This window comes from Haloarcula amylolytica JCM 13557 (assembly GCF_000336615.1).
GTDB classification, from domain to species: domain Archaea; phylum Halobacteriota; class Halobacteria; order Halobacteriales; family Haloarculaceae; genus Haloarcula; species Haloarcula amylolytica.
Map to the genome: position 1 here is coordinate 198,142 of NZ_AOLW01000006.1, position 24,563 is coordinate 222,704.

General features: G+C 65.8%; 26 protein-coding genes and 1 pseudogene. 16 read left to right on the plus strand and 11 right to left on the minus strand.

The genetic code is table 11. The features are described 5' to 3' along the window. The first annotated feature begins 12 nt into the window (after positions 1 to 12). The 3 genes from thrC to C442_RS01305 all read left to right on the plus strand — a co-directional run bounded on the left by thrC (position 13) and on the right by C442_RS01305 (position 3,287). Positions 13 to 1,404 (plus strand): threonine synthase, encoded by a 1,392-nt coding sequence (gene thrC, locus C442_RS01295; RefSeq protein ID WP_008307217.1) that lies wholly within the window; start codon positions 13 to 15, stop codon positions 1,402 to 1,404. A 237-nt stretch (positions 1,405 to 1,641) separates the two neighbouring features. Continuing rightward, positions 1,642 to 2,316, plus strand: a complete 675-nt coding sequence (locus C442_RS01300; protein WP_008307218.1) for a DUF4166 domain-containing protein — start codon at positions 1,642 to 1,644, stop codon at positions 2,314 to 2,316. Next, positions 2,313 to 3,287: a YndJ family protein gene (locus tag C442_RS01305; protein WP_008307219.1), complete on the plus strand. Its 975-nt coding sequence runs from the start codon at positions 2,313 to 2,315 to the stop codon at positions 3,285 to 3,287. Before C442_RS01300 ends, C442_RS01305 begins: the two co-directional genes overlap by 4 nt. Before the next feature lie 6 nt (positions 3,288 to 3,293). Here C442_RS01305 and C442_RS01310 read toward each other — a convergent pair whose 3' ends face one another. Beyond that, positions 3,294 to 3,692 carry a GNAT family N-acetyltransferase gene (locus C442_RS01310; RefSeq protein WP_008307220.1) on the minus strand — a complete coding sequence of 133 codons (399 nt, stop codon included), beginning with the start codon at positions 3,690 to 3,692 and terminating at the stop codon, positions 3,294 to 3,296. A gap of 201 nt (positions 3,693 to 3,893) precedes the next feature. On the opposite strand from C442_RS01310, the gene C442_RS01315 reads away from it, so the two are divergent. Continuing rightward, the gene (locus C442_RS01315; RefSeq protein ID WP_008307221.1) at positions 3,894 to 5,069 is read left to right on the plus strand and encodes an aspartate kinase; all 1,176 of its coding nucleotides are present in this window, start codon (positions 3,894 to 3,896) and stop codon (positions 5,067 to 5,069) included. Between the two features lie 14 nt (positions 5,070 to 5,083). Here the strand turns inward: C442_RS01315 and fer are convergent, their stop codons facing one another. The 3 genes from fer to C442_RS01330 form a co-directional block, all read right to left on the minus strand. Beyond that, a complete protein-coding gene (gene fer / locus C442_RS01320) occupies positions 5,084 to 5,752 on the minus strand; it encodes a ferredoxin Fer (protein WP_008307222.1) in 669 nt (222 codons plus the stop codon). Positions 5,753 to 5,842: 90 nt separating this feature from the next. Beyond that, on the minus strand, positions 5,843 to 6,541 hold the full coding sequence (locus C442_RS01325) for a metallophosphoesterase family protein (RefSeq protein WP_008307223.1): 699 nt from the start codon (positions 6,539 to 6,541) through the stop codon (positions 5,843 to 5,845). A gap of 76 nt (positions 6,542 to 6,617) precedes the next feature. Continuing rightward, positions 6,618 to 7,226, minus strand: coding sequence for an IMP cyclohydrolase (locus C442_RS01330; protein WP_008307224.1), 609 nt, complete (start codon positions 7,224 to 7,226; stop codon positions 6,618 to 6,620). 134 nt (positions 7,227 to 7,360) lie between these two features. Here C442_RS01330 and C442_RS22805 point away from each other — a divergent pair. Then, positions 7,361 to 7,516: pseudogene (locus C442_RS22805) on the plus strand (homing endonuclease associated repeat-containing protein); the annotation flags it as partial. Between the two features lie 973 nt (positions 7,517 to 8,489). Next, positions 8,490 to 8,921, plus strand: a complete 432-nt coding sequence (locus C442_RS01345; RefSeq protein WP_008307225.1) for a universal stress protein — start codon at positions 8,490 to 8,492, stop codon at positions 8,919 to 8,921. A gap of 32 nt (positions 8,922 to 8,953) precedes the next feature. On the opposite strand, the gene C442_RS01350 is transcribed toward C442_RS01345, so the two are convergent. Further along, positions 8,954 to 10,144: an inorganic phosphate transporter gene (locus C442_RS01350; protein ID WP_008307226.1), complete on the minus strand. Its 1,191-nt coding sequence runs from the start codon at positions 10,142 to 10,144 to the stop codon at positions 8,954 to 8,956. 157 nt (positions 10,145 to 10,301) lie between these two features. On the opposite strand from C442_RS01350, the gene C442_RS01355 reads away from it, so the two are divergent. From C442_RS01355 to leuS, 5 genes are all read left to right on the plus strand, one after another. Continuing rightward, entirely contained in the window at positions 10,302 to 11,468 is a 1,167-nt protein-coding gene (locus C442_RS01355) for a BMP family lipoprotein (protein WP_008307227.1), read from the plus strand. A 173-nt stretch (positions 11,469 to 11,641) separates the two neighbouring features. Beyond that, a complete protein-coding gene (locus C442_RS01360; protein ID WP_008307228.1) occupies positions 11,642 to 13,198 on the plus strand; it encodes an ABC transporter ATP-binding protein in 1,557 nt (518 codons plus the stop codon). Further along, the gene (locus tag C442_RS01365) at positions 13,195 to 14,475 is read left to right on the plus strand and encodes an ABC transporter permease (protein WP_008307229.1); all 1,281 of its coding nucleotides are present in this window, start codon (positions 13,195 to 13,197) and stop codon (positions 14,473 to 14,475) included. Before C442_RS01360 ends, C442_RS01365 begins: the two co-directional genes overlap by 4 nt. 10 nt (positions 14,476 to 14,485) lie before the next feature. Then, positions 14,486 to 15,532 (plus strand): ABC transporter permease, encoded by a 1,047-nt coding sequence (locus tag C442_RS01370; RefSeq protein ID WP_008307230.1) that lies wholly within the window; start codon positions 14,486 to 14,488, stop codon positions 15,530 to 15,532. Between the two features lie 327 nt (positions 15,533 to 15,859). Beyond that, complete coding sequence (gene leuS / locus C442_RS01375; protein ID WP_008307231.1) at positions 15,860 to 18,538, plus strand: leucine--tRNA ligase; 2,679 nt, start codon at positions 15,860 to 15,862, stop codon at positions 18,536 to 18,538. On the opposite strand, the gene C442_RS01380 is transcribed toward leuS, so the two are convergent. Together C442_RS01380 and C442_RS01385 are read right to left on the minus strand one after the other, a co-directional pair. Further along, positions 18,539 to 18,988 carry a GIY-YIG nuclease family protein gene (locus C442_RS01380; protein ID WP_008307232.1) on the minus strand — a complete coding sequence of 150 codons (450 nt, stop codon included), beginning with the start codon at positions 18,986 to 18,988 and terminating at the stop codon, positions 18,539 to 18,541. 8 nt (positions 18,989 to 18,996) lie between these two features. Then, positions 18,997 to 19,287 carry a hypothetical protein gene (locus C442_RS01385; protein ID WP_049942758.1) on the minus strand — a complete coding sequence of 97 codons (291 nt, stop codon included), beginning with the start codon at positions 19,285 to 19,287 and terminating at the stop codon, positions 18,997 to 18,999. 90 nt (positions 19,288 to 19,377) lie between these two features. On the opposite strand from C442_RS01385, the gene C442_RS01390 reads away from it, so the two are divergent. From C442_RS01390 to C442_RS01395, 3 genes are all read left to right on the plus strand, one after another. Further along, the gene (locus C442_RS01390; RefSeq protein ID WP_008307234.1) at positions 19,378 to 20,010 is read left to right on the plus strand and encodes a rhomboid family intramembrane serine protease; all 633 of its coding nucleotides are present in this window, start codon (positions 19,378 to 19,380) and stop codon (positions 20,008 to 20,010) included. A 117-nt stretch (positions 20,011 to 20,127) separates the two neighbouring features. Further along, entirely contained in the window at positions 20,128 to 20,295 is a 168-nt protein-coding gene (locus C442_RS21995; protein ID WP_008307235.1) for a DUF7837 family putative zinc-binding protein, read from the plus strand. Positions 20,296 to 20,444: 149 nt separating this feature from the next. After that, complete coding sequence (locus C442_RS01395; RefSeq protein ID WP_239642247.1) at positions 20,445 to 20,750, plus strand: hypothetical protein; 306 nt, start codon at positions 20,445 to 20,447, stop codon at positions 20,748 to 20,750. Positions 20,751 to 20,850: 100 nt separating this feature from the next. Here C442_RS01395 and C442_RS01400 read toward each other — a convergent pair whose 3' ends face one another. Then, the gene (locus C442_RS01400) at positions 20,851 to 21,588 is read right to left on the minus strand and encodes a ribonuclease H-like domain-containing protein (protein ID WP_008307237.1); all 738 of its coding nucleotides are present in this window, start codon (positions 21,586 to 21,588) and stop codon (positions 20,851 to 20,853) included. Positions 21,589 to 21,979: 391 nt separating this feature from the next. Between C442_RS01400 and C442_RS01405 the strand changes: the two genes are divergently transcribed. Further along, on the plus strand, positions 21,980 to 22,354 hold the full coding sequence (locus C442_RS01405) for a universal stress protein (RefSeq protein ID WP_008307238.1): 375 nt from the start codon (positions 21,980 to 21,982) through the stop codon (positions 22,352 to 22,354). On the opposite strand, the gene C442_RS01410 is transcribed toward C442_RS01405, so the two are convergent. Genes C442_RS01410 through C442_RS01420 form a run of 3 tightly spaced genes read right to left on the minus strand, consistent with a single transcriptional unit; the run spans position 22,351 to position 24,208 of the window. After that, positions 22,351 to 23,079, minus strand: coding sequence for a ParA family protein (locus tag C442_RS01410; protein ID WP_008307239.1), 729 nt, complete (start codon positions 23,077 to 23,079; stop codon positions 22,351 to 22,353). The genes C442_RS01405 and C442_RS01410 overlap by 4 nt on opposite strands. Positions 23,080 to 23,121: 42 nt before the next feature. After that, positions 23,122 to 23,550, minus strand: a complete 429-nt coding sequence (locus C442_RS01415; protein WP_008307240.1) for an HIT family protein — start codon at positions 23,548 to 23,550, stop codon at positions 23,122 to 23,124. A 34-nt stretch (positions 23,551 to 23,584) separates the two neighbouring features. After that, positions 23,585 to 24,208: a uracil-DNA glycosylase gene (locus tag C442_RS01420; RefSeq protein ID WP_049942759.1), complete on the minus strand. Its 624-nt coding sequence runs from the start codon at positions 24,206 to 24,208 to the stop codon at positions 23,585 to 23,587. Positions 24,209 to 24,312: 104 nt separating this feature from the next. Here C442_RS01420 and C442_RS20715 point away from each other — a divergent pair, with 104 nt between their 5' ends. Then, positions 24,313 to 24,483, plus strand: coding sequence for a DUF4177 domain-containing protein (locus tag C442_RS20715; protein ID WP_008307242.1), 171 nt, complete (start codon positions 24,313 to 24,315; stop codon positions 24,481 to 24,483). Positions 24,484 to 24,563 lie beyond the last annotated feature (80 nt).

Sequence of the window (24,563 nt, forward strand, 5' to 3'; positions counted from 1 at the left end):
CCCACTGGGAGCATGGTCCCGACAATGGCTGACCTGCAACTCACCGACGACGTGCCGCCGGTTGCCGACGACGGCGTCTGGCTGGCCTGTATCGAGTGTGGTGAGACGTTCGCTCCCTTCGACGCGATTCGCTACACCTGCGACGACTGTGACGGTCTGCTCGAGGTCCGCTACGACGACCTGCCGACCTTCGACGAGTTCGAGGGGTCGGGGGTCTGGCGGTACAACGCCGCCCTGCCCTTCGAAGAGGGTGTCACGCTCCCCGAGGGTGACACGCCGCTGCACGAGATGCCGCGCCTGAAAGACGACATCGGCGTCGACGCGCTCCGCGTGAAACACGAGGGGATGAACCCCACCGGCTCGTTCAAGGACCGCGGCATGACCGTCGGTGTCCGGGTCGCCCAGGAGGTCGGCGTCGACCGACTGGCCTGTGCCTCGACGGGCAACACCTCCGCGGCGCTTGCGGCCTACGGCGCTCGCGGCGGGATGGAGACGCTCGTCCTCCTGCCCGCCGGGAAGGTCGCGGCCGGCAAGATCGCACAGGCGAGCCTCCACCGCGCGCGCATCCTCGAAGTCGACGGCAACTTCGACCAGTGTCTCGACATCGTGCAGGACCTCGCACAGCGCGGTGAGGCCTATCTCCTCAATTCGCTGAATCCCTTCCGTCTTGAGGGTCAGAAGACCATCGGGCTGGAGATCATGGAGGAGTTCTACGCCGACCACGGCGAGTATCCGGACCGCATCGTCCTGCCGGTCGGCAACGCCGGCAACACCGCGGCGCTGTACAAGTGCTTCCGCGAACTCGTCAAAGCCGGCGCAATCACCGAGGACCAGGTACCCAAACTCACCGGCGTCCAGGCCGAGGGGGCCGCCCCGATGGTCGAGGCCATCGAGGAAGGGTACGAGGACACCCGCCGCTGGGAGGACGTCGAGACCCGCGCGACCGCCATCCGCATCGGCAATCCGGTCAACGCGCCGAAGGCGCTGCCGGGCATCCGGGAGACCGGCGGCACCGCCGTCGCCGTCTCCGACGAAGAGATCACCGAAGCGCAGCGCGATATCGCCGGGGAAGGCGTCGGCGTCGAGCCGGCTTCCGCGGCCTCCGTCGCCGGCCTCCGGAAACTCCGGCGCGAGGGCGAGGTCGGTAGCGACGAGTCGGTCGTCTGCCTGACCACGGGCCACCTGCTCAAAGACCCCGAGGCGGCCGCCGAGGCCGGGAACGAGCCGGAGCCGGTCGAAAACAGCACCGAAGCCGTGCTGGACCTCATCGAAGAACCGTCGTCGGTCGCCCAGACGGTTCGCCGACAGGCGTCGAAGGCCGCCAACGCGCCGCTGGTCCCGGCGCTGGTCGCCGGCGGCCTCGGCGTCGCGTACCTCTACCGAAAGTTCCTCTCGAAGAAGTAACGCCGGCGAGCGCGGTCGCAAACCGCTCCGCGGCTGTACTGATGCCTCCGGCGGAAAACTGACTGCACGGCGCTCCGTTCGATATTTTCCTGCCACCTACCCAGTAGAAATATCTATCTGCCACGGAAATAGCGAGCCGATGGACGAACGGACCCGTGGTGCGACGGGAGCGCCGTACCGGACCACTGCCGTCGAGACGCCGCTTGTACTGGCGACGCCACCGGCTCGGGTGGTGCTGTGACGGGCGTCTACGAACGGGCGCTGGGCGAGGCCGCGGCCGACCTCCATCCGAAGGTCCGCGACCGCTACAGTCTCGGCCCCGACGACGGGACCGTCTGTGTCGGCCGCGGCGAGATGGACATCACCCGCGGAACGCTGGTGCTGCCCGCGCTGTACGCGATGACGACGCAGAATATGCTGTTTCCCGAAGCCGGCGAGGACGTGCCGTTTTCGGTGACGACGGTGGCCTACACGACCGATGGCGGTCACGAGGCCATGACGACCCGCCGCGCGTTCGACTTCGGCGACACCACCCGCCTGTTCGACTCGCTGACCGTGTGGGACGCCGAGGCCGGGCGGCTGCTCGACTTCCTGGGGACCCACGGGCGAATCGCCAGTGAACTCCACCCGCGGGTCGAGGACGGTGCGCTCGTGGTGGCCGGCGGCCGGCAGTGGGCTCGGCTGGGTAATCGGTACGTTCCTCTGCCGGGGCCGCTGGCCGCCGATGTCGAGGTGCGCGACCGCTACGACGAGACCGACGAGCGGTACCACGTCACCGCGACCGTCGAGAACGACCTCGTGGGCCACATGCTCGGCTACCGCGGGACGTTCACACAGGAGCAGACCAGCGGTGACGGGACGCCCGACGACCTTCGAATCGTCCGCGGGCTCGACCGGCTCCCGCCGCGATGAGCGACCGCGCCGGCGGGTCCCGGCAGCCAGCGCCCGGCAGCGTCGCCCAGCCGACAATCGGGAGCATTGCCGTGGCGGACCTGAGCGCGGCGCTCGGGGCGGTGGCCTGGCTGGCGCTGACTGTCGCTGGCGAACTGACCGCCATCGAACGGGCGCTCGCACTCGCGCCACTCGTGCTGGTCCCGCTCGCGCTCCGAACGGCGGCGACTGGGGCGTTTCAGGGGCCTGCGAACCGGTTCACGACCACAGCCATCTGGCTTCAGCCGGTCGGCGCACTCCTGTTTGCGGTATCGCTACTCGTCCCGTCCCCGTCCCCCCTGGCCGCCGGGCTCGCAACACCGTGGCTGGCCGTCACCGGTCTCCTCGGACTCGCCGCGCTTGCACGGACGCGGGTTCGAGGCGACCTGACGCTCCCGGAGACTGCTATCGACGCCGGCTTCGCCTACGTCTCAGTCGGTGCGGTCGCACTCCTGCTCGCACATCTCGACTTGACGTTCTGGTTCGACCGCGTTATTATTCGACTGACGGCGGTCCACTTCCACTACGCCGGGTTCGTCCTCCCGGTTGCGGCGGGACTGACCGGACGACACCTCGGTGACCGCTCGCGGGGATTCCGCACCGTTGCGGGTGTCATCCTCGTCGGCCCGGCGCTCATCGCGGTCGGCATCGCCTTCTCGCCGCTGGTGGAGGTCGTCGCAGTGAGTCTCTTCACCGTCGCCGTCGCGGCCTTCGGCGTCGTGGTCCTGCGTCGCGTCGCCCTCACCTGCCCTCGACCGCAAGGGGTCTTGCTTGGCATCGCGGCCGTGGCGCTCCCGATTTCGATGGCGCTCGCGCTCGGCTACGGGGTGTCGACGTTCACCGGCCACTCGCTGGGTCTGACGATTTCGACGATGGTCGCGCTCCACGGCTCGCTCAACGCCTTCGGGTTCGGGCTGTGTGCGACGCTCGGGTGGCGGCTCTCGGTCCAGTGACGCCGGTCAGTGCTCCGCTCGCTCCGGCTCTAACCGGTAGCGCGTCGTCTCCTGTCCGTCGAACCGGGGGCCGTTTCCGGTGGAGGTGAACCCGACCGCCTCGACGGCGGCCCGGACTTCTGACTCGTCTTCCGGCAGCAGTAGCTCCACGGACATGTGTTCCCGGCGCGCGAACTCGATAGGGTCGGTCAGGAGTACTTCGCAGGCGTCGCTCGACCCGGCCAGCTGCGTTACGTGGACGGTCCCACGCTCGGCGTCGAAGCTCACGAACCCCACGATGTCGTCGTCCTCCTCGGCCACGCGGACGGTGCGGTCGTGAACGAGGTTCTGCATCACGTCCGGCGGCCCGTCGGCGAGGGCAGCCAGTCGCTCGGCGTCGTCCTCGATAGCGTCGCGGATATCCATGCATATGTGTGGGAACCCCACGCAAATAAACGGTGTGTCGGACGCTTCGGGTCGCGTTCGCTTCCGTAGCAATAGGTCGTCACGCGACGGACTCTGTCGGGTCCTGCCGACAGTGCGGTGTGGAAACAGATGGACACAGTTATCCCGAGCGACGGATAACGCGAGGGCAATGACTCACGTACACATGGACACGGTGGTAGCATGCGCGTAGTCGCCAAGTTCGGTGGGACGAGCCTCGGCAGCGGCGACCGCATCAACCGGGCCGCTGACTCGATTGCTGCGGCCGTCCAGCAGGGCCACGAGGTCGCGGTCGTCGCCTCGGCGATGGGCAACACGACCGACGAACTGCTCGACGAGATTAACTACGACGCCGACTCCGCGGACCGCGCCGAAATCGTCTCGATGGGCGAACGGACCTCCGTCCGGATGCTCAAAGGGGCACTCGCCGCCCGCGGCATCGAGGCCGTCTTCCTCGAACCCGGCAGCGAGGACTGGCCGATCATCACCGACGAGTACGGCGAGGTCGACGTCGAGGAGACACAGAAGCGCGCCCACGCGCTGGCCGGCCAGCTCAAGGACGTCGTCCCGGTCATCACCGGCTTCCTGGCACAAGACTATCAGGGCAACGTGACGACGCTTGGCCGTGGCGGCTCCGACACGAGCGCCGTGATGATGGGCGACTACATGGACGCCGACGAAGTCGTCATCGTCACCGACGTCGAGGGTGTCATGACCGGGGACCCGCGCGTCGTCGAAGGCGCGCGGAACGTCGGCAAAATCTCCGTCGACGAACTCCGTTCGCTGTCGTTCCGCGGGGCCGAGGTGGTCGCGCCGTCGGCGCTATCGTACAAGAGCGACGATCTCGGTGTTCGCGTCGTCCACTACCAGCACGGCGACCTGCTCGCCGGTGGCACGTCCATCGAGGGCGAGTTCCAGAACCTCATCGACCTGCAGGAACAGCCCATCGCCTGCGTGACCGTCGCCGGCCGCGCTATCCGGAACAGTCCGGGCATCCTCGCGGACCTGGCCAGCGCTATCGCCGACGAGGAGATAAATATCGAGGCCAACTCCTCGGGAATGGACTCGCTGACGTTCTACGTCGACGAAGACGACGCCGAGGAAGCCGAAGCACTGCTGCACGCCCGTATCGTCGACGACGAGACGCTCTCGTCGGTCACCGTCGAGGACGATATCGCCGTCATCCGTGTCACCGGCGGCGATCCGAGCCAGTCGGCGCTCGCCCATCAGGTCGTCGCACCGCTGGCCGACGCTCACATCCACCTCTACGACGTGATCACGTCCGCGACGTCGGTCTCGGTGTTCGTTCCGTGGGAGGACCGCGAACAGGCCCTCTCGCTCGTACAGGACGTGTTCTGACCGCTGGGTTCTTTTTAATCGGTCGAGGAGGCCTGCTCGAACCGACTCGCGGGCAGCAGGAGTTCGCTGACTTCGGGAAGGTGTTTCAGGTTGTAGACGATCCTCGCGTCGTCAGACACCGGTGCGGCGATACACGAGAGCCGAATCCCCTTCTCGGTGAGGTCCGGCGGGAGAATGTGGCTCGCCGGCGACGGCATCTCGCCCTCGACGACCGCGACGGCACAGTTCGTACACGCGCCGCCGCGACAGGCAAAGGGCCACGCGAAACCGTTCTTCTCGGCCGCTTCCAGCAGCGTGTCGTTCGGATCGACGTAGAACCGCCCGAAATCAGACGACCGCAGGTTCGCGTCGGCGGCTTTCTCGAACAGGTCATCGTCTTCGAGCGCCCAGCCGTGGTCCTCCAGCACCTCGAAGTTGAGAAACTCCACCAGCGGGTCGTCCGGTTCCGGCGGGGCTTGCTCGGTCTCGGACCCGGGTTCGGCCGTCGGTGACTCGTCCGGCAGCGGGTCCCCGGGCTCGTAGCCGTTCTGCAGTCGCTCGTAGGCGTCTTTGACCGCCTGGAACTCCTCTGTCGAGCCGCCCTGGTCCGGGTGGGCTTCCTTCACCCGCTCGCGGTACGCATCGACGATCTCCCCGTCGTCCGCGTCCGGCAGAATTCCGAGGACCTCGAATGGGGACTCCACACCACACGGTAGCGGTCACGGACATAAATTCCCTCCTCCCGCTGCAGTTTCTGCAGGCTGCCGGCAACAGGCGACGTACACTCCCTGTGGCTACCGGCCCTGCGTCAACCGGAAGCCGATTTGCCGCGGCAGGTCAGCGTCGGTAACCGCGTCGATGACCTCGCTCGTGTCGTAGGCCACGCGGTGCTCCTCGACAGTCAGGTCCGCGAGGTCGAGCACGGCGTAGGCCGCCCGGTGGTCCTTGTCGCGGGGCTGGCCCACGCTGCCGGGGTTCATCACGATGCCGTCCTCGTACACCTCGTGGTGTTGATGGTGTGTGTGCCCCATCACGAGTACGTCCTCGTCGCCCAGCAGGTCCGGGCCGAACTCCTCGGGGTAGGTGTAGTGGTCCGGGTCGTCAGGGTGGCCGTGGACGAGTTTTACCCGGTCGTCACAGACGCGGCGCTCGTCGGGCAGCGCCGCCAGCCACTCGATCTGCTCGTCGGATAACTGCTCCGTGGCGTGTTCGACGCCGGCCTGTGCCATCCCGTTGAACGCGAACGGCGTCTCGGCGGCGACCGCTCTGTCGTGGTTGCCCATCACCGTCGGGACTTCTTCGGTCGGCCAGGGAACGTCCGCTGGGAGCCCATCGGTGTGCCCCCGCATCGCGTCGACACAGTCGGCGTGCCAGGGGTTGTAGCCGACCACGTCGCCCGCACAGACCAGCCTGTCGACCGGCGGCATGTCCGCAAGCACCGCCGCTAGCGCCACCCGATTGCCGTGGATATCAGAGAGTATGCCGAGTTTCATTGCTAGTGTCTACCCCCTGTGGGGTCTTGAGTGTCGGTCCTGACTCAGTATCTGTGCCCGCTGTGCGGCCATCCGCTCACTCCCCGTTGTACACTGCCACGTCGAACTCGCCCGCTGACCCCGCGACGCCGGCCGAACAGACGGCGTGCTCGTACTCGTGGTCGTACACCTCGCGGGCCACCTCGCCGGCCTCGGTCGCAGCCAGGTCGAACGCCGTCGGGCTGTTCTCCTCGTAGGTCGCCACCAGCGTCGGCTCGGTGACCTCCTCGACCAGCAGCGCGTCTCGGCGGACGGTCCCGATGACCGCTCCCGGCCCGTCGGCGTTGGTCGTCGGGTCCGCCCCGTCGACGCCGACGATGCCGGCGACCCGTGGCGTGTCGTAGTCGTCCTTCTCGAAGTCGAGCGAGAGGAGCGGCTCCGCGATAGCGTCCCGTGCCGGATAGCCGAGTTCGAGCTTCTCCGCGATTGGGTCGACGTGGGAACCGTTGCCGACGACCGCGCCGCGCTCGGTGACGCGGACGCCGTTGTAGGAGATGTATGGGTTGTCCGTCTCCGGGGCGTCCGGCGTCGGCTCGACGGTCACCGTGCCGTCGCGCTGTACTGTCTGGCGGTTGGGGAACGAGCGCGAGGAGACGCGGTACGCGCCGACCTCGGGACTGACGACGACGAATCGTCCGACGTACATACGCGAGTGTGCACGGCACCCCGAAAAAGCGCTGTCGATGTTCGTTCGTGGTGTCGCAGTAGCCGTTCGCTTAGACCATTTTGTGACCGCCCAGAAAGGTAACTTGAAATATACTTCTATGTCAAACTGATATCGTGACAAGCGAAGAGGACTGTGTTCGAGCCCTCCGCAGCGCCGCTGTGGAACTAGGCGAGTCGCCGACGAAAGCGCAGTACGAGGAACTTGGTGTGACGCCGGCATCTGGCACGATTCAGCGGGTGATGGAAAGCTGGAACGGTGCGAAGAAGGCTGCTGGATTAGAGACCAATCATTCTCGCGGTTCTCGACTCGGTACGAAACCTGCCGACGTTTCGCTCCCTGATGGTTCTTCGTGGGCTGACCTTTCTCAGGACCAGCGATGGCACTACAAAAACGCTGACCGGAATCAACAACGAACCCTGAACCGGCGGGCAAAACACCGGGCATGGGTGTATGAGTACAAACGAGATAGTGGCGGCTGTTGTCGTTGCGGAGAAGCCGACCCAGCGTGTCTCGATTTTCACCATCGCAACGATTCAGACAAAGAGATGACTATCTCCAAGATGATTACATACGGCTTCTCGAAGTCGAAGCTCCGCGTTGAGATGGATAAGTGTGACATTCTCTGTGCTAACTGCCATAGAAAAGAACATCATGAGGTCCCGACTGGGGTTCGACCGACAACAGCCGGGCAGGTGGATGGCGAGGAGTGACATAGCCGCCTGACTCCGCAACACTGAAATACGGCAGCCGGATACTGAATATTGCAATCAGTCCATTGGGGTAGAGGCCAATCCTGAAGCCTTCTGGGGGCTTCGACCCTGGTTCGAATCCAGGATGGACTATTTCTGCGGCGAGCAAACTCGCGAGCCGCGAAATCGTAATTACTGATTCGAACCCCGCCAGTCGCGCGCAGCGAAGCGAGCACGTCTGGCTCCGGTTCGAATCCAGGATGGACTACTCTTGTCGCGAACAACCCGTGAGCGACAGCGTCGTGATTAGTGGATTCGAGCCCTGGAAGACGAGCGAAGCGAGTCTTCCTCCGGTTCGAATCCAGGATGGACTATTTCTGCGGCGAGCAAACTGGCGAGCCGCGAAATCGTAATTACTGATTCGAAACCTACCAGTCGCACACAGCGAAGCGAGTCTTCCACTGGTTCGAACTCATGTGGGACGGGCTTGACACACATCTGGCAAGCGCCGGCTTGCCCGTGGCTACTTGTAGCTTCCTGCCAGAGAGAACATATGGCACCGACGCACGTCCTCGTCCCGCTGGACGGCTCACCGCTGGCTGACGAGGCGCTGACGTACGCGCTGGAGACGTTCGACTGTCGGATTACGGTCCTGAACGTCGTCGCGCCGCTCGATACGGGAATGAGTGAAGGTGGGATGCTCGAACCGGGCGCGGATCGCCGGGCGGCGGCCGACGAGCGGGCCGCGACTCTCGTCGACCGGGCGTCACAGCAGGCCAGCGAGGCCGGTCAACAGGTCGAGACGGCCGTCGAGACCGGTAATCCAGCCGAAACGATCCTGGACTATGTCGAGGCGGTCGACGTGGACCAGGTGGTGATGGGTGGTCACGGCGGGACGCGAAACGAGATCGCCCGGCGGTTGCTCGGGACCGTTGCGACGGCGGTCGTCAGCGAAGCGCCGGTGACGGTGACGGTCGTCCGGTAGCCGTCGACCCGGAGACAGTACGCGGGACCGTCTCAGGCCTGGCTGCCGAGGGCCGCTTCCAGCACCTGATACACGCCGAAGCCGAGCGCGACGCTGGTGACGAGCGTGATGAGCCAGAACCCGACAGTCACGCCGATCTTCCGGCGCGAGACACCAGCGGAGCCACCGGCCAGGCCGCCGCCGATGACCCCGGAGATGATGTTATTGAACGAGATGGGGATGCCCAGCGCGATGGCGGCCTGTGCGATGATGAACCCGGGAACCAGTGCGGCGATTGAGCGCCGGACGCCCAGCTGTGCGTACTCGCGGGAGGTCGCCTGTAGCAGGCGGGGCGCGCCCATCCACGCGCCGCCGAGGATACCCACGGCACCGAGCGCCAGCAACACAAATCCGGGCAGGCCGAGTTCGGCGCGGTAGAGGTTCTCCAGTGGTCCGGTCGCGAGGCCGACCTGACTCCCGCCACTGGAGAAGGCGACGACGCTGCCGAGAACGACGAGAAAGGTCTTGATACCCTTGTCGACGGAGGCCTGGGTCTGCAGGCGGATGTAGTAGAAGCTCCCGGCGGCAACCAGCAGCGTCGCGGCGACGGCGGCGATATCCGTTCCGGTGACCATCGCGGCGAAGCCGGCCAGCGAGCCCTGGTCGGTGCCGGCCGGCGACGGGATGATGCTCAACTGGACGTTGGCGACGATACCGCCGACGACGCCGGCGAGTAACGGGACTCCGACCGTCTCGGGGATGTCGTCCCGGCGCAACACGGTCGCGGTGAGATAGGCCAGGCTCCCCGACACTGGCGGGACGAGCAGCCAGAACGTGACGATGCGGCGGTAGGTGTCGAAGACCGGCTGGCCGCCCAGCGAGAGCCCGACGCCGACCATCGCGCCCGTCGTTGCGAACGCCGCCGGAACGGGGTAGCCCGAGTAGATCCCGAACGCCATGAACCCCGTCGCGGTCAACAGGCCGGCAATGGCCGCGAGCGATGTGATGGCGACACCGTCGATGAGGCCGGCTCCGACTGTCTCGGAGATACTCCCGCCCTGGGTCAGTGCGCCCAGCGCGGCGAGGATGCCGATCATGAAGGCGGCACGCATCGTCGAAATGGCGTTCGCGCCGATAGCCGGGGCGAAGGGCGGCGAGTTGCTGTTCGCACCGAGTGTCCAGGCCGTCACCAGCCCGGTGAGCGTCGCGAGGGCGACCAGCGCCCCGAAGACGACGGTAGTCACCGCGTGCTGGGGCCCGTCAGGGCCTGCCAGTTGCTGCTGTGTGAACGCGACCAGACTGTCATTGCCAGCCGTTCACACCCAGTACATAAAATGTCCGCGGCGTCGGTATCGACAGCTGATCGGCCCGCCTTGCCATGATTTGTCGCCGATGTGGCTAATGTGCGACACCGAAGTCTTTAACGCCTATCGACACCGCTGGTGGGACATGTCACAGCGGAGACGCACGTTCATCAGTAGTGTTGGTACCGCAACTGCAATCGGGTTAGCCGGATGCCTCGGTGGCGATGGCGGGGACGGCGGCGGAGGCGACGGCGGGGACACCGACAGCGATGGCGGGGACGGCGGCGACAGCGGCCCGGCCGCTCGTGTCGGAATGGTGTACGCGACGGGCGGGCTCGGTGACGGGTCGTTCAACGACCAGGCTCAGACCGGCGCTATCCGGGCGGCAGACGAGCTGAGTATCGAATACGACGAGTCTCAGCCGGAAGCGGCACAGGACTTCGGCAGCCTCCAGCAGCAGTACGCGCAGTCCTCGAACCCGGACTACGACCTCGTCTGCTGTATCGGCTTCCTGCAGGCGGACGCCCTCACGGAGACCGCCGAACAGTACCCCGAGCAGGACTTCATGATCGTCGACTCCGTCGTCGAGGCGGACAACGTCGGCTCGTACGTGTTCGGTGAGCATCAGGGCTCGTTCCTCATCGGACTGATGGCCGCTAAGCTGACCAGTCAGGACTTCTCGGCTGGAGCCGGTGCCACGCAGGGTGACTCCGCGAGCGTCGGCTTCGTCGGCGGCGTCGAGGGTGACCTCATCGGTCGCTTCGAGGCCGGCTACAAAGCCGGCGTCAAGCACGCGGAGGAGGACGTCGAGGTGCAGTCAGCCTACGTCGGCGATTTCAACGACCCTTCCGGCGGACAGGAGGCGGCCCTCTCGATGTACGAATCCGGTGCCGACATCGTCTACCACGCGGCCGGTAACACCGGGACCGGCGTGTTCCGTGCGGCCCAGGAGGCGGGGCGCTTCGCAGTCGGCGTCGACCGCGACCAGTCGGTCACGAAAGAGGACTTCAGCGACGTCATCCTCGCGAGTATGGTCAAACGCGTCGACAACGCGGTGTACACGTCGGTCGAATCGGTCGTCAACGACAACTTCGAGGGCGGTGCCGTGAACACGCTCGGTCTCGAACAGAACGGTGTCGAAGCGGTGTACGGCCAGCAGATCGGCTCGGAGATCCCACAGGGCGTCAAAGACGAGGTGTCCGAGGTCCGCCAGAGCATCATCGACGGCGACATCAGCGTGCCGACTGACCCCGACAATGCCTGAGACGGATTGTTAAAGCGATTTGTCGATCTGTTCCGCCCCGCGGTCGGAATTATCCGAAAATAATATACAACAACCCGTCCCAGTCACCGCGGCCACACACGCAGTTGCCGCATATTTTTGCCAGACATGTGGAACCGTGAAGTTAAAACAACGGGAAGGTAACGGCTCAGAGTATGGAACAGGCCGTCCACCTCGATGGTATTACAAAGCGGTTTCCGGGGGTAGTCGCGAATGACGACGTTGATCTGGCGGTTGAGAAGGGGACGGTTCACGCACTGCTCGGCGAGAACGGTGCGGGAAAAACCACCCTGATGAACGTCCTCTACGGGCTCTACCAGCCCACCGAGGGGACGGTCAACGTGCACGGCGAGACACAGCAGTTCGACTCGCCGCGCGACGCCATCGACGAGGGTGTCGGTATGATCCACCAGCACTTCATGCTGGTCGATCCGATGACCGTCACCGAAAACATCACGCTTGGGAACGAGCCCCGCAAGTGGCTTGGACTCACGGTTGACAGTGAACAGTCCCGAGAACAGGTACGTGAACTGTCCGAGCGATACGGGTTCGACGTGGACCCCGACGCCCGCATCGAAGACGTCGGCGTCGGCGTCCAGCAGCGCGTCGAGATCCTCAAAGCGCTCTACCGCGGCGCAGACGTCCTGATTCTGGACGAACCGACGGCAGTACTCACGCCACAGGAAGTCGAGGACCTCTTTCGCGTGCTCGAAGAGCTGACCGACCAGGGCAAGACGATTATCTTCATCACGCACAAGCTCGGCGAGGCGATGGAGGCTGCCGACGAAATCACCGTCCTGCGCGAGGGGAAAAACGTCGGGACGGTGCCCGCCGACGATATTACTCGGGAGGAACTGGCCGAGATGATGGTCGGCCGGGAGGTGCTGCTGGATCTCGACCGGGAGCCCGCCGAGCCGGGCCGGTCTATCCTCGACGTCGATGACCTCGTCGTGGAGGACGACCGGGGCGTCCGCGCGGTCGACGGGATTTCGCTCGAGGTCCGGGCCGGCGAGGTACTCGGTATCGCTGGCGTCGACGGGAACGGCCAGTCGGAACTGGTCGAAGCGATCACCGGGCTCCAGATGCCTGACGAGGGGACGATAACGTACGACGACGTCGACCGGACCACCGACAGCCGTCGGGAGCGCATCGAGGCCGGGCTGGCCTACATCCCGGAAGACCGACAGGAGCGGGGACTGGTGATGGACTTCGACCTCGTCGAGAACGGCCTGCTGGGGAGCCAGCACGCGGCCGACTACACCTCGAAGGGGCGCATCGACTGGAACCACACGCGCGACCACGCGGAGGAGATAATCGAAGAGTACGACGTTCGGCCGCCGGATGCCAACGCCCACGCCAAGTCCCTCTCCGGCGGGAACCAGCAGAAGTTCGTCGTCGGCCGGGAGTTCGCCCGGGACCCGCGTCTCGTCGTCGCCTCCCACCCCACCCGTGGCGTGGACGTAGGGTCGATGGAGTTCATCCACGATCAGATCAACGCGCTCCGCGAAGCAGGACGGGCCGTGTTGCTCATCTCCTCGAACCTCGACGAGGTCCAGTCGCTCTCGGACCGTCTCGCCGTCGTCTACGAGGGCGAGATCGTCGACATCGTCGACCCCGAGCGCGTGACCGAGGAACAGCTCGGACTGCTGATGGCCGGGCAGCAACCTGACGCCGTCCCGACCATTGCGGCGAACGGGGAGGGTCACCAATGAGCGACGACGGCCCGTCGCGGAACGGCGACGACCCGCCGGCACCGGCCTCGGACGACCGATGGTCACAGTACCGGCAGCGACTCATCAGGCTGGGCCAGACCTCCGTCGGCGAGCGGATTCTCATCGCCGTCTCGGCGCTGTTGCTCTCTCTCGTCGTCGGGACGATTATCGTCACCGCTGCGGGACTGATGGCGACGTGCCGGTCGCCGGTCCTTACCTTCGGTTCCACGACGCTGTGCTACGACCCGTTCTACGTGTTCAACCGCCTGTTCCTCGGCGCACTGGGTGACCCCTTCACGGGCGGCTGGTCGCCGCTGAACGCGCAGTTCGCGGCGACACTCCGGGAGACGACGATTCTGGTGTTCACCGGACTCTCGGTGGCCTTAGCCTTCCGTGCGGGCATCTTCAACATCGGGACGCAGGGCCAGCTCATCATCGGCGCGCTGGCGGCCGCACTGACGGTGCTGTGGGCCGGTTCACTGGTCTCCGGAACGATCGCGCTCGTTCTGTTCATCCCGCTCGGGCTGCTCGCCGGCGCAATCGGTGGCGGCCTCTACGGTGCGATACCCGGCGCGTTGAAAGCTTACGCCGACGCGAACGAGGTAATTACCACTATCATGCTCAACTTCGTCGCTGTCCGGGTCTCGCTGTATCTCGTCCGGAACCACTTCGCCGACCCGACGAGCCAGGCGACACAGACCCGAACACTGCCCGTCGAGGGGCAGTTCCCCTCGATACTGTTCGACCCGCGGACGGACTTCTCCTTGCTCGCGCTCCTGATTGCGCTCGTGTTCGTCGGCGGCGTCTACTACCTGCTCGAACACACGGCCTTCGGCTACGACCTGCGGACCGCCGGCATCCAGCCCGCGGCCGCGGAGTACGGCGGTGTCGACTCCGCCCGGACCATCCTGACCTCGCTGACGCTGTCCGGTGCGCTCGGCGGCATCGGTGGGGCCGTGTTCGTGATGATGACCCTCGGGAAGTTCCAGACTGGCATCCCGAGCTACGGCTTCGACGGGATCACCGTCTCTATCCTCGCCGGCAACAACCCCATCGGGGCCGTCTTCGCCGCGTTCCTCTTCGGCGTCCTCAAATCCGGGTCGAACGTGGTGGCGTTCGCGACTAACGTGCCGCCACAGTTGGTCGGTGTCCTGCGCGGGCTCATCATCCTGTTCGTCGCGATGCCGGAGTTCTTCCGTATCATCGGTCGGCGGCTCGCAAGGGGACAGAGCGACAGACAGGCCACCGCGACCGCGGGAGGTGGTGCCGATGACTAACGACAGCGCAATGGATCGGCTCTCGTCGATGTCAGGCCGGCTGTTCATCGCCGCCGCGGCGGTCCTCTCACTGGCCGTCCTCGCCGGCTTCGGCCTCCTTGCGCCGGCGTCGACGCCCGGGCAGATATTCTGGGTACTGGCCTCAAAATCGACGCTGTCCTCGACGCTACGGCTCTCGGTCCCGATCGTGCTCGCCGCGCTCGGTGGTATCTTCGCCGAGAAGAGCGGCATCATCAACATCGGGCTCGAAGGCCTGCTCATCATCTCGGCCTTCGCAGCTATCTTCGGGGCCGACGCCACCGGGTCGCTGTGGCTCGGGTTCCTCATCGGCATCGTCGCGTCGACGCTGCTCGCTGCCGTGTTCGCCGTCGTCTGTATCGAGTTCCGCGCCGACCAGATCATCGCCGGCCTGGCCGTCTGGCTCATCGCGCTCGGCCTCGCGCCGTTCGCCTCGCAGGTGTTCTACGGCGGGCCGAACACCAGCAACGTCGGCACCTTCGATACGATAACAGTCCCAGCGCTGGCCGACATCCCGTTCTTCGGCGCGCTGTTCGACGCCTCGCCCGCGGTGTACATCATGTTCCTCGCCGTGGCGGCGTCGTGGTACGTGCTGAACCGCACCACCTTCGGCCGCTGGGTCCGGGCCGCCGGCGAGAACCCGAAGGCGCTGGACACCGCTGGCGTCGACGTGTCCCGCGTCCGCTACGCAGCCGTCCTCCTCTCCGGCGTTCTCTCGGGGATGGGCGGGGCCGCGCTGGCCATCAACATCGGCCAGTTCACCGGCAACGGCCCGACGATGGTCAACGGCAAGGGGTTCATCGCCATCGTCGCCTATCTGTTCGGCAACTACAACCCGGTCGGCGCGCTGCTGTCGACGACGCTGTTTGCCGGCCTCGACGCCGTCCAGTTGCGCCTCCAGACGGCCGATGTCATCGCCGTCCCCGATTCACTGGTCCAGGCCATTCCGTTCGTCGCCGTCATCGTCGTCCTCGCGCTGGTGGGCAAAACCCGCCTGCCAGAAGCCGCTGGCGAGCACTACGAGTCCGGCGAGGAATGAGCTAGGAACAACCTTCTCTGGACTTGTTTCTGCCCGCAGCAGTTGATCGAATGCGAACAGCCAGAAAGCCCCTGCCGTCTCGGCTCCCGCGACTCGCTGTCGTTCGAGAGAGCGAAGCTCTCTCGTGATGACGAAAGACGCTTCGCGTCTTTCGAACCACCCCCGAGTTCAGCCAGGGCGAGAGCTTCGCTCTCGCGGGCAATCGGACGCTGCGCGTCCGATGACAGCCGGGGCTTTCTGGCTGTACACAACCACTGTCTCACTACGACTCGCCACCTTTCCTAGCCGAACACTCATGTGCGCGGCAGGCACAGGACGAGGTAGCAAATGTCGCGCCGATATGACCACGCCCGGGTTCAAGAGTACTGGCAGCAGGCCTGGGAGCGAGACGAGGTCTTCGAGTGCCCCACTGACGCCGCGGACCCGACGTACGTGCTGGGGATGTTCCCCTACACGTCCGGCTCACTGCACATGGGACACATCCGGAACTACGCTATCACCGACGCGTACGCCCGGTACCGGCGGATGGGCGGTGACGACGTGCTCCACCCGATGGGGTGGGACGCCTTCGGCCTGCCGGCGGAGAACGCGGCCTACGAGCGGGACACCGACCCCGAGTCCTGGACTCGGACGTGTATCGACCAGATGAAAGACGACCTCCGGGAGATGGGCTTTGGCTACGACTGGTCCCGGGAGATCACCACCTGCGACCCCGAGTACTACCAGTGGAACCAGTGGCTGTTTACCCAGTTCTACGACGAGGGACTGGTCGATTACGGCGCGGCGACGGTAAACTGGTGTCCGGATTGTGAGACGGTGCTTGCTGACGCACAGGTCGAGACGTCGCCGGAAGCGGACGAGGGCGAGACGACTGCCGGCACCGGCCACAGCCACACTCACGGCGGCGGCGTCTGCTGGCGCTGTGGCACCGGCGTCGAGCAGCGCGACCTCGACCAGTGGTTCTTCGCCATCACCGACTACGCCGAGGAGCTGTATCACGGGCTGGACGACCTGGAGGGCTGGCCCGACGGCGTGCGGGACAGCCAGCGCAACTGGATCGGCCGCCAGGAGGGCGCTCGCGTCTCGTTTACCGTCGGCCACGACGACCACGACACCGTCGAGGCGTTCACGACGCGACTCGACACGGTGTACGGCGCGACGTATCTGGCGCTCTCGCCGGGCCACGACCTCGCGCGAGCGCTGGCCGACGAGGACGACGCCGTCGCCGAGTACGTGGAATCAGTGGCGAGCACGGACGACGCCGGGATGAGCGGCGTCGAGACGGACCGCACCGCGACCCACCCGTACACCGGCGCGGAACTGCCGGTGTACGTCGCGGCATACGTGCTGGACGACGTGGGCACGGGCGCGGTCATGGGCGTGCCGGCCCACAACGAGCAGGACCACGCCTTCGCCGCGGAGCACGACCTGCCCGTGGAACAGGCTGTCGAACCGGTCGACGGCAGCGGAACGGACCTCCCGCACGCGCCCTACACCGGTGACGGGATGCTCACGGACAGCGGCGAGTACGACGGCCTCGCCAGTTCCGCCGCCCGCGAGCGCCTGCGCGAGCACGAAGCTGCCGAGTCCGCGGTGACCTACCGCCTGCGGGACTGGCTCATCTCCCGCCAGCGCTACTGGGGAACGCCGATTCCCATCGTCCACTGCGACGACTGCGGCCACGTCCCGGTTCCCGAGGACGACCTGCCGGTGGAACTGCCCGACTACGTCCAGACGACCGGGAATCCACTCGATGCCGCTGAGGAGTGGAAACAGACGACCTGTCCCGACTGCGGGGCCGACGCGGTGCGGGAGACGGACACGATGGACACGTTCGTCGACTCCTCGTGGTACTTCCTCAGGTATCTCTCGCCGCACTTCGAGGACGCCCCCTTCGACCAGGAAACCGCCGACGAGTGGCTCCCGGTCGACGTGTACGTCGGCGGCGAGGAACACGCGGTGCTCCACCTGCTGTACATTCGATTCTTCACAAGGGCACTCTCAGATATCGGCCTGCTCGACCGTGAGGAACCGGTCGACCGGCTCATCAACCAGGGGACGGTGCTCCACAGCGGCGAGAAGATGTCCAAGTCCAAGGGCAACGACATCGCGCCCCACGAGTACGGGGCCGAGACGACGCGGCTGTTTGTCCTCTCGGCGGCCCACCCCTCTCAGGACTTCGAGTGGACTGTCAAGGACGTTTCAACGGCCTACGATTTCCAGCAGACGCTGTACCGGCTGGTCGCCGAGTACGCCGACCGTACCGAGACCCGAACCGAGAGCACTGACCACGACGCCTACCTGGAGCGGGAAATCGACCGGACAATCGCGGCCGTCACCGAGGAGTACGACCGCTTCCGCTTCCATCGGGTCATCGGCGAAATACAGCGTTTCGCCCGGCTGTTAGGGCGCTACGCGGGCTACGACCGGCCCTACCAGTTCGCCTACGGCCGCGGCCTGCGGGTGCTCGCCGGCCTCGTCGCACCTATCGCCCCCTTCCTCGCCGAGGAGATGTGGCAGCTGCTCGACGAGGACGGCCTCGTCGCCGAGAGCCGGTGGCCGGAACCGCTCCGGGACGTGGACGACTACCGCATCGAGCGCCAGGTCGTCCGGCAGACCCTCGACGACGTGCGCGAAATCACGGAGGTCGTCGACATCGAGGCGCCGAACGAGATCGAACTCGTCGTCGCCGCCGACTGGAAGTACCGGGCCTACGAGATCGCCCGCGAGTCCGACCCCGACGACGCCATCGTCGGGGAAATCATGGCCGACGAGGACATCAAACAGCACGGCGACACGGCCGCCGACTTCGCCGACCGCCTGGCCGACCGCGGGGCGGGCCTCGAACCGATTATCGACGGCGAGCGCGAACTCGATACGCTCCAGCAGGCCGCGTGGCTGTTCGAGGACGAGTTCGACTGCGACGTGGTCGTCCGACGGGCCGCACCCGACGACGACCTCGCAGCCAAAGCGCGGCCGAACAAACCCGCGATCCACATCTCCTGATTACTCGGTCGCGGCCGCTGTCCCCTTTCGGGCGGCTTCGTGGGCGGCAGTCACTGCACTGAGTAGCCGGTCCCGCTGCTCGTGGTAAATCAGGTGTGAGCGGCAGTCACAGTCCGAGCAGCCGAAGGCATCGACGCGGTCGAACCCTTCCGCTGCCGGTCCGTCGACCCGCTGGGCGACGGCGCACTCGACGTCGGCCTCGGTCGTGACGACCCGGTCGACGGTCGTCGCCGCGTCGCCGAGCAGGTAGTCGACGTGCCAGTGGCGGGTGTCGTTGTCCCCGGCGGCGACCGCGCGGTGACGGTCGATGCGGCCGAAGCCGCCGCTACCCAGCGCGCTCCCGGTGTAGGCGTACCAGCCCGCCGGGAACTCGATTTCGCCCAGCGCGCCGACCGCAATCGACTCGCTGGCATCCCGTTCGAGAATCAGCGTGTAGGTTCCGCCGGGCATGTGCCCGCTCAGGTCCCGATGTCGGGGTCGGCGGCGATCTCGCCGAACCCGTCGATACGGAACGCCCGGGAGTCGGTGCAGTCCTCGTTCTCGGCGGCGAGTTCGCCGATGACCCAGTTGAACTGGCGGTCGAACCCGTCGTAAGGCGCGTCCGCGAGCAGGTCGGTGACGCGGTCGCTCGTCAGATCCTCGTCGTACGCCTCGGCGAAGTCGGCGATGTTCTCGGCGGCTGTCTGTGCGATTTCCTCGTCGGTCTCGTCGGCGAACGCCGTGGTGAGGGCATCGGTCAGCTCGGACATACGCGACATAACGCGACGATGCCACGTATGCGTTCTGAAACGGGGGGCTGTCCGAGCGTTTCTTGTATCGAGGGCGACAATACAGGCTCAATGAAGCCGCTGCGTGAAAGCCCCACCGTGGTCACGCTGGCTGTCATCGTCGGCGTGTTCCTCGCTCAGCAGGCCGTCGGCGTGGTGACCGCCCCGCGGAGCCTGTTCGCCCTCTCGCCCCCGCTGCTCAGTCGTCCCTGGACGCTCGTCACCAGCGTGTACTCCCACGCCGGTCCGTCGCATCTCCTCGCAAACGCCGTCGGGCTGGCTCTCGCTGGGGTCGTCCTCGAACGCCGGACGTCGCCGCTCCGGTTCCACGCCTTCTTCGTCTCGACCGGCGCGCTCGCCGGCGTCTCACAGGTCTCGATTACCAGTCTCGTCGGCCCGCTCGTTCCTGGGATGGTCAGCCACGTCTCCGTGCTCGGGGCCAGCGGCGCGGTGTTTGCCCTCTTCGGCTACCTGCTCGCTGCCAACCGCCTGACCGATACTGTCATCGGGGGCTTCGAACTCGCGCCGCGCGTCCAGTTGGCGCTGGCCGGCATTGTTGCCGCCGCAATCACCCTCGCGACCGCGAACCCCGGCGTCGCGCTTATCGCACACTTCACCGGCCTTTTGCTAGGGTTCCTTGCCGGGCGCGTCCACCTGCTGCGGCCGACGGACTCGTCACAGACGCCAGAGGCCGCCAACTACTGAGCAGCACGTCGTTCCGAGACAGCTTCGCCACGCCAGTTCTGATAGGACGCTGCTGATACTGGCCCCACACTTCGTAGGAGCCTGGTAACAATATGTACTGAGCGCGTAGCGCAGTGTATGTGGGACAGTGACATAGAAACGGCCGACCCACCGCTGGGGAGGTGTCCGGCCTGTGACGTGAGGATTCCCGCGACGAATCTCGTCATCGCGTACGACACGGCTGGCGACTGGCCGCGGATGCTCGCGACGTGCCCGGATTGTGAGGGCGCGGTGAATCCGGTGTGATTCCTGCTGGAACAGACATGACAGAAACCGTGGACGTGAATACACATAGACACGCCGAAGCGGCCGCCTATATGTGTAACAACCACCGATTAGGTGCGGTATACTGTTGTTTCGACCAATGATACCGAGGCCAGACAGGGTGAGTGACGGTGGGGTCATCGAGCAGCGATAACCCCCCGTTACCCCACCAGAGCGACACCGATAGATTACGACCGACGGACACCGGCCGATACCTCGATACGCTCGTGTTTGCGGTCCGCGGGCTCTGGACCGTGACGCTCGTCGGTGTCCGACCGTTCGCGTTCTGGGGAGCCGTACTACTGCCGCTGTTGTATCTCCCGTCGCTCTACGGCGTCGGCATCGGACAGGATACGGCGCTGTTCCTCGAACTCGTTGCCTGGCACGTCGCTTCTATCGTTCTCGGACACGGGCATACGCCCTTCTGGAGTCGATAACTCGATACGCCTGGGTTCATCAGGATCATTTGATATTCCGTCACACTTCCACACTCCACTCGAAACAATGGGGGTATGGTGACGGTTCACGACCGGTTTGTCAGCCGACGAAAACCTGCTCGTCAAGCCGCTGAGTGGCGGTTTCGGCCAGCGTCTTGAGGTTCACCGTATCCTCCTGATTGTATGATACCAGTGTTTCGAGTGCACCGTCTCGGCCCTGTTCGTGTTCCCGCCAGAGCCGTACCGCGTCTCGCCCCGAAATGTCCGGTCGGTCCCGCTCGATGCCGATGTCTTTCTCGACCTGTTTGAGGCCGCCGGAGAGGCCGATTTTCTTGCAGGTGTACATCAGGTCCAGATGCGGGCGGTCGAGGTCGACGTCGAAGTTCGCTTCGAGGAAGGGCACGTCGAATCGCTTGCCGTTGAACGTCACCAGCAGGTCCGCGCCGTCGAACGCGGCCCGAAGGTTCTCCGCGGTCAGGTCGTCGCCGGCGATGAGCGTCTGTGTTTCCCCGTTCTGGTGGAGGCTCACCGTGGTCACCTGATTCCGGTCCTGGTCGAGTCCGGTCGTCTCGATGTCGAAGAAACAGGCCCGCTCGCGGAAAGTCTCGTACAGCCGCCAGCGCTCGCTGTTCGGGAACGCGTGGTCGAAGTAGGTCACGTCGGTCTCGGCCACGCGGTCCCGCCCCTCGTCGATGAACTGCTGGATGCGGTCGCCGCGCTGGCCGCCGACGACGGACGGTTCGAACTCGTCCCAGTGAGTCACGCCCTGCTCCCAGATCGACCGCTCGGTCTTCTCCCCGACGCCGTCGGTGCCGATGAAACTGTTCTCGACGCGCACGCTCTCGGGTACAGGTTGGGCTGTATGTAAGCCCGTCGGTGCGCGTGACAGGCGACCGGAGCGTCATGTCCCACCCGGCCTACCGTCCACACATCGGAAGGATGCTGTCGTACACTGATTGACTTTCCACGGAGACGACGACTGTGCTATCGCAACTGTCACACACTGACTGGGGCCGGCCGAACGTCCGCTCACAGAACGGACAGACGAACCGTACCGGGTCCGGGGTTTCGGATAGGGGCATGGCTTCGCAAGGAGTCCCGTATATGAGTAGCCAGCCGCTATGTGTATGCTACGCCCCGATTCTGTTGCTATCTGTATAGTTGTCCTTCGCTGTGGTGCGCTGCTGACGAGCGAAAGCACGAAGCCGAGCGACGCCACAGTGTAGCCCATGACGACGTTTCTGCTCGCCACCAACTCGGTTCACGTCACTGCGGCCGCCGCTGACTACCTCCAGAAGCGCCTCGATCCGGCAGCTGATGACGACATCGTCGTGGTCGCCGTCCGCGACCCTGATGCTCCGCCGCGTGACGCGGGTGACGCAGTCAATGTCGCCCGCTCGCGACTCGCGTCGTTTATGCCCGTAACGGAAACGAAAGACGGTGAGCCCGTGACGGAGATACTGGCGGCGATTGACGAACACGACCCGGACGAACTCCTCATCGGCCCGAGCCGCGGGACCGACGGTAGCGATGGTATCGGTTCGACGGGCCGGGACCTCCTGACCCGCGTTGACCGCCCAGTCATCGTCCTCCCACTTCCCTAGCGGGAGAACAGGCCGTCGTCCTCGAAGGTCAGGCCGAGGTCGACATCAAGCAGGTCCTCGGCCATCGCAGCGACGGTCGGTGCGACATCGGAATCGGGGTCCGTCGCAAGTGGTCTGGACGCGCCCGCGCCGATGTGCGGAACCGTGTGTGCGGCGTCCTCGACGGGTTCGCTGTCATCGCCGTGGACACGCGTCGCGACGACGGCAGAGGCCGGCGCACCGATGTCTCGAAGCCGGCCCTGCTGTCTCGGAAGGAGGTCGCCGCCGCGCCGGCTGGCTGGCACCACGAGCGCCCGCCGCTGTGCGGTCGTGGCAGCGGCGACGCCCTGATTCGACGCAATCGGCGGCACGTCGAGCAGGACGTGGTCGTAGCGACCGGCCACCTCCTCGATAACCCGTTCGAGCGTCTGTGCGCTCTCGGCCGTTTTCGCCCGCGCGAGGCGCTCGAACGGCGCGTGGGCCGGACAGAGCGCGACCCGCCCGTCGGCGTCGATATCCCACTCGAACAGCGCGTCGTCGACCGGCACGTCGCCGACGGCCACCGCAGTCACGTCGGCGTCGAGCCGCCCGTCGACGTACGTTGCCAGCCCCTGCGTGCCGAAGGCCGCGTCGACGACGGCGACGGACCGCCCACCCCGGGCCAGCGTCGCCGCCGTTTCGACTGTCAGCCTGGTCGTTCCAGCCCCACCGGTACACCCCACGAACGCGAGCGTCGGAACCCCCATGCGTCGCTGTTGGATTATCTTTCGATAAAAAGATACGGAATTTTACGCCTGCTCGGCCACGATGTCGTCCTCGATGTCGTCTAGTTCGTCGTCGGAGAGGTCAGGACGGTCGGTGACCAGCGCGTGGATCGGCCGGCCGCCGTCGTCTTCGAACCGCGGGACGATGTGGCCGTGGACGTGCGGGACTTCCTGGCCGGCCGCCTCGCCGTTGTTGAACGCGACCGTGCTGGCGGGGGCGTCGACGGCCGCCTCGACGGCGGGGACGAGTTCGTGCAGGGTCGACAGCACCTCGCCCGCCACGTCAGCCGGCGTGTCGTTCAGCCGTTCGTGGTGGGCCTTCGGGATGACGAGCGTGTGCCCCGGCGAGAGGGGATTTGCATCGAGGAACGCGAACACGGTGTCGTCCTCGTAGACGGTTCGGCTCGGGATGTCACCGGCGACAATCTGGCAGAAGATGCAGTCCTCGCTCATGGTCGTCCCTGTGTCCGGCGGTCACAAGAAGGTTCTAGGTGTCATCGACACTGGTGACCGTGTCGGCGATGGCCGCCGTGTACTCGTCGTAACTGTAGCCCAGCCGCGAGAGCCAGACCTCCTGATACGAGGGGTGGAGCAGCGGGACCACGGGAACGCTCAGCGCCTCGCTCTGCAGCGGGTCGAGCATGCTGTCGAGAAACCCGTCGAGGCTGTCGTCGTCCAGCGCCAGCACGGTCTTCGTCGCGTGCTTGCCGGTGGTCAGCACCGCCGCTGGCTCGATTGCTTCGACTTCCTCGACGAGGGAGGGGCGGCAGTTCGCCAACTCCGCGTCGGTCGGGTCGCGGTTCTCCGGCGGATGGCACTTCACGGCGTTGGTGTAGTAGCAGTCGTCGTGGCCGAACCCGGCGTCGGCGAGCACCTGCCGGATTTTCCGGCCGGAGCGCCGCGAGGTGTAGGCCATCCCGGTCAGGTTGCCGCCCCGCCAGTGCTCGGCCTCGGGGTCCCCGTCGGCCGGGGCTTCGCCGACTACTACGAGATCGGCCGACAGCGGTCCGTTGCCCCACGAGATGCAGGTCCGGCTCTCGGCGAGTTCGGGACAGCGCTGGCAGTCTTCCGCGAGGGCGTTTCGCTCCGCTCCCTCCGGCAACTCTGGCACGTTCGGTGTGAGGGCTGTGAAGGGCAAACCGGTGGCGGTCAGCGCACGATTCAGTCGTCACCCGGCACAAAACGTTTGTCGGTGGCCGCTATCACAACGCGTGTATGCCCTCCTACGAATACAAGACGCTCGATGTCGATACCGGGATGTTCGGCAGCAGTAGCGTCCCGACAGACGAACTGAACGACCTCGGCGCGGACGGCTGGGAAGTCGTCGCGCCGATAACCGAAAACAGCGGGCAGACGGCCGGCTTACTCCTCCAGCGCGAGCGCTAACCGTCGCCGCGGGGTTGCCGACTGCACTGTCTGAACGGCACACACACAATCGATTGTCCTTTATTGCCGGCGGCGGATGG

Coding starts and splice junctions, on each gene's coding strand:
- C442_RS01315 (WP_008307221.1), top strand. CDS start 3,894: ATGCGCGTAGTCGCCAAGTTCGGTGGGACGAGCCTCGGCAGCGGCGAC.
- C442_RS20715 (WP_008307242.1), top strand. CDS start 24,313: ATGCCCTCCTACGAATACAAGACGCTCGATGTCGATACCGGGATGTTC.
- C442_RS01410 (WP_008307239.1), bottom strand. CDS start 23,079: ATGGGGGTTCCGACGCTCGCGTTCGTGGGGTGTACCGGTGGGGCTGGA.
- C442_RS01380 (WP_008307232.1), bottom strand. CDS start 18,988: ATGCCCGGCGGAACCTACACGCTGATTCTCGAACGGGATGCCAGCGAG.
- C442_RS01360 (WP_008307228.1), top strand. CDS start 11,642: ATGGAACAGGCCGTCCACCTCGATGGTATTACAAAGCGGTTTCCGGGG.
- C442_RS01305 (WP_008307219.1), top strand. CDS start 2,313: ATGAGCGACCGCGCCGGCGGGTCCCGGCAGCCAGCGCCCGGCAGCGTC.
- C442_RS01330 (WP_008307224.1), bottom strand. CDS start 7,226: ATGTACGTCGGACGATTCGTCGTCGTCAGTCCCGAGGTCGGCGCGTAC.
- C442_RS01365 (WP_008307229.1), top strand. CDS start 13,195: ATGAGCGACGACGGCCCGTCGCGGAACGGCGACGACCCGCCGGCACCG.
- C442_RS01310 (WP_008307220.1), bottom strand. CDS start 3,692: ATGGATATCCGCGACGCTATCGAGGACGACGCCGAGCGACTGGCTGCC.
- C442_RS01390 (WP_008307234.1), top strand. CDS start 19,378: ATGAAGCCGCTGCGTGAAAGCCCCACCGTGGTCACGCTGGCTGTCATC.
- C442_RS01405 (WP_008307238.1), top strand. CDS start 21,980: ATGACGACGTTTCTGCTCGCCACCAACTCGGTTCACGTCACTGCGGCC.
- C442_RS01355 (WP_008307227.1), top strand. CDS start 10,302: ATGTGCGACACCGAAGTCTTTAACGCCTATCGACACCGCTGGTGGGAC.
- C442_RS01325 (WP_008307223.1), bottom strand. CDS start 6,541: ATGAAACTCGGCATACTCTCTGATATCCACGGCAATCGGGTGGCGCTA.
- thrC (WP_008307217.1), top strand. CDS start 13: ATGGTCCCGACAATGGCTGACCTGCAACTCACCGACGACGTGCCGCCG.
- C442_RS01370 (WP_008307230.1), top strand. CDS start 14,486: ATGGATCGGCTCTCGTCGATGTCAGGCCGGCTGTTCATCGCCGCCGCG.
- leuS (WP_008307231.1), top strand. CDS start 15,860: ATGTCGCGCCGATATGACCACGCCCGGGTTCAAGAGTACTGGCAGCAG.
- C442_RS01385 (WP_049942758.1), bottom strand. CDS start 19,287: ATGTCCGAGCTGACCGATGCCCTCACCACGGCGTTCGCCGACGAGACC.
- C442_RS01415 (WP_008307240.1), bottom strand. CDS start 23,550: ATGAGCGAGGACTGCATCTTCTGCCAGATTGTCGCCGGTGACATCCCG.
- C442_RS21995 (WP_008307235.1), top strand. CDS start 20,128: ATGTGGGACAGTGACATAGAAACGGCCGACCCACCGCTGGGGAGGTGT.
- C442_RS01345 (WP_008307225.1), top strand. CDS start 8,490: ATGGCACCGACGCACGTCCTCGTCCCGCTGGACGGCTCACCGCTGGCT.